This is a genomic window from Flavobacterium sp. GNP011, from assembly GCF_056428925.1.
The window spans coordinates 77,627-88,199 of record NZ_JBWJVJ010000017.1 but is presented as its reverse complement, the minus strand read 5'-3'; the positions used below and the strand labels follow the sequence as shown (position 1 = coordinate 88,199).

The window sequence follows — 10,573 nt, the reverse complement described above, 5'->3', positions numbered from 1 at the left end:
AATTGGTTTTTAGAATTTCCTATATAGAGATCGCCCATAGAACCTACAAAATGAGGATCACTACTGGTTGAAATGGTTTGACTAAACGTATAGGTTTTCGTTAGGCTTTTTCCATCGTTTGAAGTATGTTTCAAATTAATACCAGTACTAATACTATTAGTATTCTTGGATGAGATGACAGGACCAGCTAATCCACCCCCCGCTGTAAATGTTGCTCCTGCCTTTATTTGAACATTATTATTTACTCCTTCAGAATTTCCTAACGAAGTTTCGGTAGTAAAAGAAATACTCTCCCCTGCTTCAATAGAAGCAAAACTGTTGGACCCTGGAGGATCTCTTAAAATAATCTCAGGAATATCTGGTGCAGCTGTTACAAATGTCTGACTACCATCACTCACGCCTCCTAAGATAATTCCAGTTGGTTTATAGCCTTCAACAGCATAATCTACCTCATTAATACGGTATTTTAAACTACTTGTGATTGTAAATGGAGGTGCAATCGATGGCAATCCTGCTTTAAAATTATATTTTAATTTGCTTTTATCATTTGAATCGTCATCCATCGTTTCTGAATCGACTAATGCCAAATTATTGTTTATAATCAATTGGCCATCACTAACAGGCACTATTACTGCTACAGGAGTATCGCCATCATAATTAGTATACCTTTCAAAACGATTTAACACAATATAATAAGAGACAAATTGAGTATAAACTGGAGTCGTAAAATCGGTAATTTCAATACTTTCTCCGTCTACTTCAATTTTTTTATCCGAACTTTGCTCATTTACTTGCAAAACGGGAGTAGATCTGTAAACAAAACTTTTTTCGTAATGATAGGGTTTTCCTTCTAAATTTGTTTCTACTCCGTCGTCGGTGTACGTAAAAACAGGTTTTGTAGGTGCTTCTACTTTAGAAAAATTAAGTGTTTCTCTTGTATCCCCTAGCAATTTAATCCCATCTTTATTTTTAATAATATTTAAACTAGTCAATTCATATTGCAAAGGCAAAACCGCCACACGATATTCTCCCGATGTCTGATTGGTATTGAATTTGGCCTTTGTATAAGGTGTAACAGCCGCACCTAGAGGAGCATATCCTAAAGTAAATGCCGCGACTCCAATATTGTTACGAGTACTCACATCAATGGTTTTCGTTTCTCCGTTAGCATTCTTTGCAGATACTGTTTTAAGACCAGCTTCTCCAAAACCAGTTTTTTTAGCCGCTTCTACGGATCCACCAACTACTTTTCCGATTACGGTAACGCGTGTGTTATTAACAAAAACAACTGGTTCATTTGAATCTTCAAAAAATTCTTTGGTTGCACCTGATGCGGCAGGGAATCGACCGCTGTAGGTGAACTCATGACCATCTTTTTTTACAGTGATATAATGATTTCCAATAGGGACGCTGACATCAAAATAGCCGACATCATCAGAAACTACTGGCATACTGTTTTCATCCAAAACAATATTTCCGTCGATATAGACATTTGCACCTTGGGTTTTAATACTAGCGTATCGATCTAAGTAATCGTCTTTAGTATCCGTCGGCGTTCCATTGTTGTTTAACCAATATTCTCCTTTGGAGAATTTTTCGTTTCCTTTTGTATAATAATTGTACCCCTCGTCTAAAATCCCAGGGCCTTCTATCCAAGATGTTCCTTTGTTAGAAGGTAATTTAGTATCAATATCTACATACGAAGGGAACACACCTCTTGTGTCATATTGTATTATTCCTTTGAAACTAAAAGAAGAATTGTCTATAAAGGTAATTTTATTAACCACCTCAGAACCTTGCCCTAAAAATACCAATTGTTGGCCTGGTTCAAATTTATGTTGTCCATATAAAGGTGTTATGGAAAAAGATTCACCCGTACCAGAGTATGGTATAGCCGTGATCTCGTAGTTTCCTTTTGCATCTGTAACTCCTAGAATACCAAGTTGACTGCTTGTTGGAAAATCTCCTAAACCAGTAGCCCAAGTAACTTCAATAGCTGAGTTGCCTAATTTTCCGTGGTTTTTATTATAATTAAATCCATCTCTAGATAAATCATAAGCAAATTGACCTACTTTTTCATTAGCTCTTAAATACGCTACCAAACGAGAATCGTTCCCACTGATGTAACGGGAATAATCCGTACGGATTTGTTGCTCTTCCAACGCCGCTTTCCAAACTCTAACTTCATCGTGATAAGCATCTCTTCCGCCACCTGTATAAATGTTTTTCCATTGTGTATCCGTACCACCCACTTTTAAAGTGTTGGTTGCTGTTGGAATGGTAACATTAAAGTAGGGAGCAGTGTAGCTTAGATCAATTCCAGTCAGTTTTGTATTAACCGTATTTTTGTATGCTGTTGTTATCGCTCTACCATTAATCAATAAGGTAGGCACAACACCATCTTTCATGATGACGGAAAAATGTACAAAATTGCTATTGAAATTCGAAATAGGAACCATCACATCATCGCCTTTTCTATTAATAGCACCAGACGGGTAGTAATTATCCAAAACATATAAACTACCTCCAATGGTTATTTCTAGTTTTTTTGCAGTAGCTTTCAATTTTACCGAAGCTTCAATAGTATGGTCGTCTGCACTCTTTAGTTGAAACAACTTAATCGGAGTTCCTGCATCATCCGTATAAGCCGTTTTTGGTTTTACCCAAGCTTGGTAGGTTACCGCAGTAGTAATTGCTTTGTTTGTATCTTCGATTTTCAAACTTGATGCAGCAGGGATCAACAAGGAACTCCCTTGATTGACACTTGTTCCGGCAGAACTAGCCATTACAATTACATCTTTTACGGGATTTCCTCCTTTGTAGCTCACGTTTCCTGTTACGACAGCCGTTGGGTTTCTATACCCAAAGCCAGTAATATAAGTAGCGTACAAACTTTCTATTTTACTTACGCCTTCCGCTACAATTTTATATTGAAATAATACACCACCTTCTGCATAGCGATCTTCATATTGCGTTACACTGGGAGAAACACTTCCTATAAATTGATAGGGTTTATCTTGTGCCACATTGTATTCTCTTTTGTAGATTTTTATATTCTTAATTTTGTCAAAATTACTCCTCAAATCCCAACTTATCAATATTTTATCACCAAAATACCCCTTGGAAACATCAAAAGATTCTTCTGCAAAAGTAGAAAAAATGTATAATGCGTCCCACGGAAAACGTATATCTCCAGGTTGTATTACTCGAGTTGAAGTATTTTGATTTTGCCCTAAATAAGGAAGCCCTACCTGAATGGTAAACCCGTTTTTTTGGATAGCCTGAGAGACGGGAACTATTTTAGCCCCTTCGGTATTTTGTGCTCTCAGTCCTGTGGCGATGAGCCCTAGGAATAAAGCTATAATTATTTTTTTCATAATTATAACTTATAATTTAATGATATAGTTCACACCGTAATTTATTGGGCGGCTTTCTGAAACTCCTGAAGAATTAATGGTGTGTGTATGCTCACCGCTGTTAGATACATTAAAATCCCTTCGTGGAGTGAAACGACGGTCTGTGGTTGCAGCTAAGTTCTTAGTAGAATTAAGGTCACCAGGGTCATATGCTTCTCCTGGCCCAGGATTACTTGTTCTCTCAATAGAGTGCGTGTGCTCCCCAGCTGAATTCCCAGTATGATTATGGCTTTTATTATCAGAACTTTGAACAGCTTTTAAATTATTTGGTTGTATTTCTGCGGCATTAGTACCATTACCGTTTTGACCTGCACCTCTTAAAAACATCCCTCGTAAATCTGGAGCATTTTTAATAGCGCTACCTCCTAGAAGTTCTTGTAATGCCTTTTCTGAACCATCTCCAGGTAAGGGAGATCCATCACACATTACCCATCCAGCTGGTGCATTAGTACCGATGTATGGCATGATAGAACCTGTTGGCACACCATTACTAGCAGCAATGGCATAAGGCACTTGTTTTAATTTTTCATCAGAAATAATTGTGGTTCCTTCAGAAATTTTTAGATAGGCCTGCGTATTGGCTATCACTATATTATTAGTTTCTCCTGGTTCCAAAACTGCTGAAAAAACACCAAAAGCATCTGTAGTAACTGTTTTAGTAACTTCATAAATAGCAACATTAGAACCGTAATAAATACGAAAAGTCAAACTTATAGTTGAACTAGTTCTTGCAATATTGTTATTATCTCTTGCAATTCCTTGAATAGCAATTCCAGCCACATTTGCAGATGATTGCCCGTAATTGATTGCTACTGTAAGCAACATTAAAATTGAAAGTAATTTTGTTCTCATAATAGATTTGTTTTTATGTTCTTTAAATATGTTAAAATAAGATTCATCTTATACAAATAATTGTTTGTATGTTATGCTCTCCTTAAAATGAATAATAATTAGTTAGCGAAACTACTCTTTCAAAGAATAATTCGAGTAGCCCATTTAGACAAATCGATAGCCCATTCGGACATTTTTATAACTTTTTTCAAATGCGACAATTTAGGCTATAGGTATTTTTATCAATCAGATAGGATGTTAAGTGAGTTTTCCGAGTAATAGGTTATACAAGTTTCATTTATACAAAAAAGGCTTACCATTACAGCAAACCTTCTCAATAATCAAAACTATCTAAAACTATTATTTTTTAATTACTTTTTTTGTAATTACGCCTATGCTTGAATTTACTTTAACAACGCATAATCCTGTTGCTAAATTACTTGTATTGATACTGCTTTCTACTGCAGTTACTTTTTTTGAATCAATACTTATCCAGTAGTATCCAAAAGCTAAATAGTAATTTTATCTGCATTATTTAATTGCATGAACATTCATTATCAACCGGATTTGAATAAAGAAATGCATTGTTTTTAGCATCAAAATTAATAGTACCAAGTGTTTAATCTTAAAAAAAAATTAAACTTTCATAAATCCGTTATGGATTAATCTCTTAAATGCATATCGTTTTAGCTGTTTTTGGAAACAACAAAACCGTTTATTCAACAGTACTCTCTGGACGTAATTCTGAAGGAATTTTTCCATATTTTTTTTTAAAAGCAGCACTAAACTTGCTATGACTTTCATAACCCACTTCTTGAGCAATGTTTTTGATTTGCATATCAGTATTTAAGATTAATTGCATAGCCAACTGCATTTTTTTATCGATATTGTATTGAAGTATTGACGTTCCGTAAACGGATTTGAAGTCAGTTTTTAATTTCGAAGTAGATATATGAAATTTCTCGGCAAGTGCATCAATTCCTATAAAAGGTTTGGATAAATTTGTTGAAATCAGCAACTCACATTTCGCTATTTTTTTATAATCAACAGAACCCTTTTCTTCGTAATCGTCATTACGGATGTCTGCAAAAACGTTCTTAAAAAACGAAGACAATAAGCTCAATGATTGTGCTTTTAAAATTGTTTTATTAAAAACATCACTATTAAATGTTTTAAAAGTATTTAAAATCTCACGAGACAATTCTTCCGCATTTGGTACAATATCTCGATAGGATATAAAACCTTTGTTTGAATCTAAAAACTTTTTAAACGGAATATTTGTATCTAATTGCTCCAGAGGAATATTATTATCGATCCAACTTGGACTTACATAATAGATATAAAATTGACATTTTGATCCCTTGTAAAAACACGCCCCAACGTCAACTCCAGGTTTTTTGAAACCCCAAAATTTATTTTGGAAAGGCATTTTATCAATAAACATATTTTGAAGTTTAACTTCGCTGTCAAAAACGGTAAATGTGACGGAATAATGCTCACTAGGAATATTCTTGGCATACATTGATTTAATTAATGTATTGTATTTGAAATCCACAGTAGTAATAGTAAGCCAAAGACCTTCATCGATTTCTCGATAACGCATTTCTCCTTTTATAAATGGATTGTTTCTATAAACAACTTGTTCTTTCGCATCATGCGTGCTTCCAGGAGATTTTATGGTACTCTCGATAAACAATTGTGGCGTATTGGCCAAAAAAGGAAACTCAAAAAAACCATCCCTATAGAAATTGAAATTAGGTTTGATAAATTGAAACCACTTTGTTAAATTCATGTTTTTGATTTACATATCCTAGTAACAGTACCTTTTCAATAAGATTTCTAAGAATACAATTCTTAAAAAAATAAAAACCATATCATACAAGAATAAATTCTAAGCAAATTAACAAAATTTATTTAATGTTAGAAATACCACATGATTATTTTACATAAGTCAATAGCCGCTTAATTGTCTATTACTTCTCTATTTTGAGCAGACAGCGCCACTCACTTTTTTAATTGAGACTAAACCCTATTAGTAATTTTAAAAAAAACAATAGTAATGTTTTCCTTTTGGATGTCGTAAAATTGATATTTAAAACAAATGTAAAATTCCCTATTTTATAGGAAGTAAATTTCAAAATCTGTAAAAAAGCTTTATGCAACAACAAAACATAAAACCTACTAATTATGATTGTTTTAATTTAAAAAGTGACATTTTTTAAAGTTAAAAGGCCGTTTCTACAACCTAAAAACGATAAAAGTACAAATTATATAAAGCGACTACTTTTCAAAACACAAACTTCCAAAAAAGAGAATTAAATTAAAAACAAAAGGAGATTCTTAAAATAAAAAATACAATTTCATTTTCATTCCTATATACAAAGTCTTGTTGGGCATCGTATAAATTGGAAAAATCAAAAATATACATTAACTCCTTTTTTTAGTTTTGTGTTCTTGATTATCCTAAGGTCTATTTGGCCACAAAACTAAAATTTATACAATGAGTACTACATTATTTGACAAAGTATGGGATGCACACGTGGTGCGCAAAATAGAAGATGGACCAGATGTGTTTTTTATTGACCGCCATTTCATTCATGAGGTTACAAGTCCAGTAGCTTTTTTAGGATTAAAAGCTAGAAATGTAACGGTTTTATACCCAGAGCGTACTTTTGCCACTGCAGATCACAATACCCCAACTATAAACCAACATCTACCTGTTGTTGATCCTCTATCAGCAAATCAATTGCAAGCCTTGGAGGATAATGCAGCCACGTACGGCATTTCACACTGGGGATTAGGACATCACAAAAACGGAATTGTGCATGTTGTAGGGCCAGAAAACGGCATTACCCTTCCAGGAGCCACAATAGTTTGTGGAGATTCGCACACCTCAACACACGGTGCTTTTGGGGCAATCGCTTTTGGAATAGGAACTTCTGAGGTCGAAATGGTTTTGGCTACCCAATGCATCATGCAACCCAAACCAAAAAAAATGCGCATTAATGTAAACGGAACATTAAGCAAAGGCGTAGGAGCGAAAGATGTAGCGCTTTATATCATATCTCAACTGACTACTTCTGGAGGAACAGGCTATTTTGTTGAGTACGCAGGAAATGTTTTTGAAGAAATGTCTATGGAAGGCCGTATGACTGTTTGTAACCTAAGTATCGAAATGGGTGCTCGTGGTGGCATGATTGCTCCAGATCAAAAAACATTTGATTTCCTAGAAGGACGATTATACGCTCCAAAAGACGAAGCTTGGACAAAAGCCGTTGCATATTGGAAAACCTTAAAAACCGATGCTGATGCTATTTTTGATGCTGAATTAAATATCGATGCAGCAGATATCGAGCCAATGATTACTTACGGAACTAATCCAGGGATGGGAATTGGGATCTCAAAAAATATTCCAAACGCCAACCGAGTAGAAGGTGGCGCCGAAACCTATAAAAAATCATTGGCCTACATGGGTTTTCAAGAAGATGATGTGATGATAGGCAAACCAATTGATTATGTTTTCTTAGGGAGCTGCACTAACGGTCGTATTGAAGATTTTAGAGCTTTTACAGAAATTGTAAAAGGTAGAAAAAAAGCAGACAATGTTACCGCTTGGTTGGTTCCAGGTTCTCATGTTGTAGAAGCTCAAATTAAAGAAGAAGGACTTTTGGACATTCTTACCGAAGCTGGTTTTGTATTACGCCAGCCGGGTTGTTCGGCTTGTTTGGCAATGAACGATGATAAAGTTCCAGCCGGAAAATATGCAGTAAGTACATCCAACAGAAACTTCGAAGGCCGTCAAGGTCCTGGTTCTAGAACGTTATTAGCGAGTCCTATTATGGCTGCAGCTGCTGCAGTTACTGGAAAACTTACAGACCCAAGAGATTTGTTCTAGCTGAATGTCAATTTCAATGGCAATAACTGTTTCAAAAAAGAATTAAAAAGTAAAAAAGTTTTAACTAGTGATGATTTGTGTTTCTAGAAAAAACCTAAAATAAAAAATAAAAATGGCATACGATAAATTTAATATACTAACTAGTAGCGCAGTCCCACTGCCGATAGAAAACGTTGATACCGATCAAATCATTCCAGCCCGTTTCTTAAAAGCTACTGAGCGCGTTGGCTTTGGCGACAACTTATTTAGAGATTGGCGATACAACTCGGATGAATCTCCCAAAAAAGATTTCGTTTTAAATGACAGCACCTACAGTGGAAAAATTTTAGTGGGTGGGAAAAATTTTGGTTCAGGCTCCTCTCGTGAACACGCCGCATGGGCGGTATATGATTACGGTTTTAGAGCAGTTGTATCTAGTTTTTTTGCAGATATTTTTAAAGGAAACTGTCTAAATATTGGTGTTTTGCCTGTGCAAGTGAGTCCAGAATTTGCTGAAACGATTTTCAAAGCAATCGAAGAAAATCCTAATACTGAATTAGAAATCAACTTACCAAACCAAACCATCACATTATTAGCCACAGGTCAGCAAGAATCTTTTGCCATTAACGGCTACAAAAAGAACAACATGCTCAACGGTTTTGATGATATTGATTACTTACAAAACATTAAAGAAGATATTGAAGTATATGCAAGCACACGTCCCTTTTAATTAAAAACACAACACTAAGCACTATTTTAAATCCTAAAACCTAGCTTGAAAAGAGCTGAATTTTTTGGGTTCCAAATTTACAACGATGAAAAGAAAAATTGAAATAATGGACACAACGCTCCGTGATGGTGAACAAACCTCTGGGGTATCCTTTTCTGCTGCAGAAAAATTGACCATTGCACAATTATTGATCGAAGAATTAAATATTGACCGTATAGAAATTGCCTCTGCACGAGTGAGCGACGGAGAATTTCAAGGAGTGAAAGGCATTATGGCTTGGGCCAATAAACAAAATTACACGGATAGAATAGAAGTACTCACTTTTGTAGATGGCGGATTATCTATTGAATGGATGAAAAAAACAGGTGCTAAAGTTCAAAATTTATTAACCAAAGGATCTTTAAATCATTTAACACATCAATTAAAAAAAACACCCGAACAGCATTTTAATGAAATTGCTCAAACCATAACTTTGGCTCAAGAAAATAATATTGAGACCAATGTCTATTTAGAAGATTGGAGTAACGGAATGCGTAATTCCCCTGAATATGTTTTTCAATATTTAGATTTCCTGACACAACAACCCGTGAAAAGAATCTTACTTCCAGATACACTTGGGGTATTAATTCCATCAGAAACATTTGAATTCATTTCGAAAATCACAACTCGATATCCTTCTATCCATTTTGATTTTCATGCCCACAATGATTATGATCTAAGTATTGCTAATGTCATGGAAGCCATTAAAGGCGGCATTCATGGTTTACACGTTACCGTAAATGGCATGGGAGAGCGTGCTGGAAACGCACCTCTAGAAAGTGCCGTTGCCGTAATCAATGACTTTTTCCCGGAAATAGCAATTGGCGTAAAAGAATCATCCTTATATTCTGTGAGTAAGTTGGTCGAAACTTTTACAGGCTATAGAATTCCTGCAAACAAACCTATAGTAGGCGATAATGTATTTACACAAACAGCCGGAATTCACGCCGATGGCGATAATAAAAACAACCTTTATTTTAACGATTTATTACCAGAACGTTTTGGTAGAAAAAGAAAGTATGCCCTTGGAAAAACATCTGGCAAAGCCAATATTGAAAAGAATCTTCAGGAATTAGGCCTTCAATTAAATCCTGAGGATTTAAAATTAGTTACGCAACGCATAATTGAATTAGGGGATAAAAAAGAAACCGTTACTAAAGAAGACTTGCCCTATATTATATCTGATGTTTTGGACAGCCAAACCTACCAAGATAAAATAATTGTGGAATCCTACATCTTATCTCATGCCAAAGGTTTAAGACCCTCAACCACCCTATCACTAAAAATTGATGGAGAAGTTATTGAAGAACATGCGCAAGGCGACGGACAGTTTGATGCTTTTATGAATGCACTAGCAAAAATATACAAAAGCAAGAATTTAAATTTGCCACAGTTGATAGATTATGCTGTGAGAATACCACCAGGAAGTAGTTCTGATGCGTTATGCGAAACCGTAATAACATGGCAAAACAGTGGAAAAGAATTCAAAACACGAGGATTAGATTCTGACCAGACCGTTGCAGCTATCATTGCAACTCAAAAAATGCTGAATGTTATTCCTTAAAAAAAGTACAAAGACTCAGAGTGACAAAGGTTCAAAGTTTTTTCTTTATTGCTTTGACTCTAAACCTTTAAATTCTTGATCCTTTGAACCTTTGTCCCTTTACCACTGAACCTTAAAAT

6 protein-coding genes and 1 pseudogene are annotated in these 10,573 nt (G+C 35.1%); 3 read left to right on the top strand and 4 right to left on the bottom strand.

Annotation, left to right across the window (positions count from 1 at the left end; genetic code table 11):
* From AC061E_RS13485 to AC061E_RS13475, 4 genes and pseudogenes are all read right to left on the bottom strand, one after another.
* Positions 1-3,377 (bottom strand): annotated as a pseudogene (locus AC061E_RS13485) (LamG-like jellyroll fold domain-containing protein); the annotation flags it as partial.
* A 9-nt stretch (positions 3,378-3,386) separates the two neighbouring features.
* Entirely contained in the window at positions 3,387-4,268 is an 882-nt protein-coding gene (locus AC061E_RS13480) for a tail fiber protein (RefSeq protein WP_478286704.1), read from the bottom strand.
* Positions 4,269-4,607: 339 nt separating this feature from the next.
* A complete protein-coding gene (locus AC061E_RS16700) occupies positions 4,608-4,733 on the bottom strand; it encodes a T9SS type A sorting domain-containing protein (protein ID WP_502306423.1) in 126 nt (41 codons plus the stop codon).
* A 229-nt stretch (positions 4,734-4,962) separates the two neighbouring features.
* Positions 4,963-6,039: a helix-turn-helix transcriptional regulator gene (locus tag AC061E_RS13475; RefSeq protein WP_478286703.1), complete on the bottom strand. Its 1,077-nt coding sequence runs from the start codon at positions 6,037-6,039 to the stop codon at positions 4,963-4,965.
* Positions 6,040-6,747: 708 nt separating this feature from the next.
* On the opposite strand from AC061E_RS13475, the gene leuC reads away from it, so the two are divergent.
* From leuC to AC061E_RS13460, 3 genes are all read left to right on the top strand, one after another.
* Positions 6,748-8,142, top strand: a complete 1,395-nt coding sequence (gene leuC, locus AC061E_RS13470) for a 3-isopropylmalate dehydratase large subunit (RefSeq protein WP_478286702.1) — start codon at positions 6,748-6,750, stop codon at positions 8,140-8,142.
* Positions 8,143-8,254: 112 nt separating this feature from the next.
* Positions 8,255-8,851, top strand: coding sequence for a 3-isopropylmalate dehydratase small subunit (gene leuD, locus AC061E_RS13465; protein WP_478286701.1), 597 nt, complete (start codon positions 8,255-8,257; stop codon positions 8,849-8,851).
* Between the two features lie 85 nt (positions 8,852-8,936).
* Entirely contained in the window at positions 8,937-10,454 is a 1,518-nt protein-coding gene (locus AC061E_RS13460) for a hydroxymethylglutaryl-CoA lyase-like TIM-barrel protein (protein ID WP_478286700.1), read from the top strand.
* The last annotated feature ends 119 nt before the right edge of the window (positions 10,455-10,573 follow it).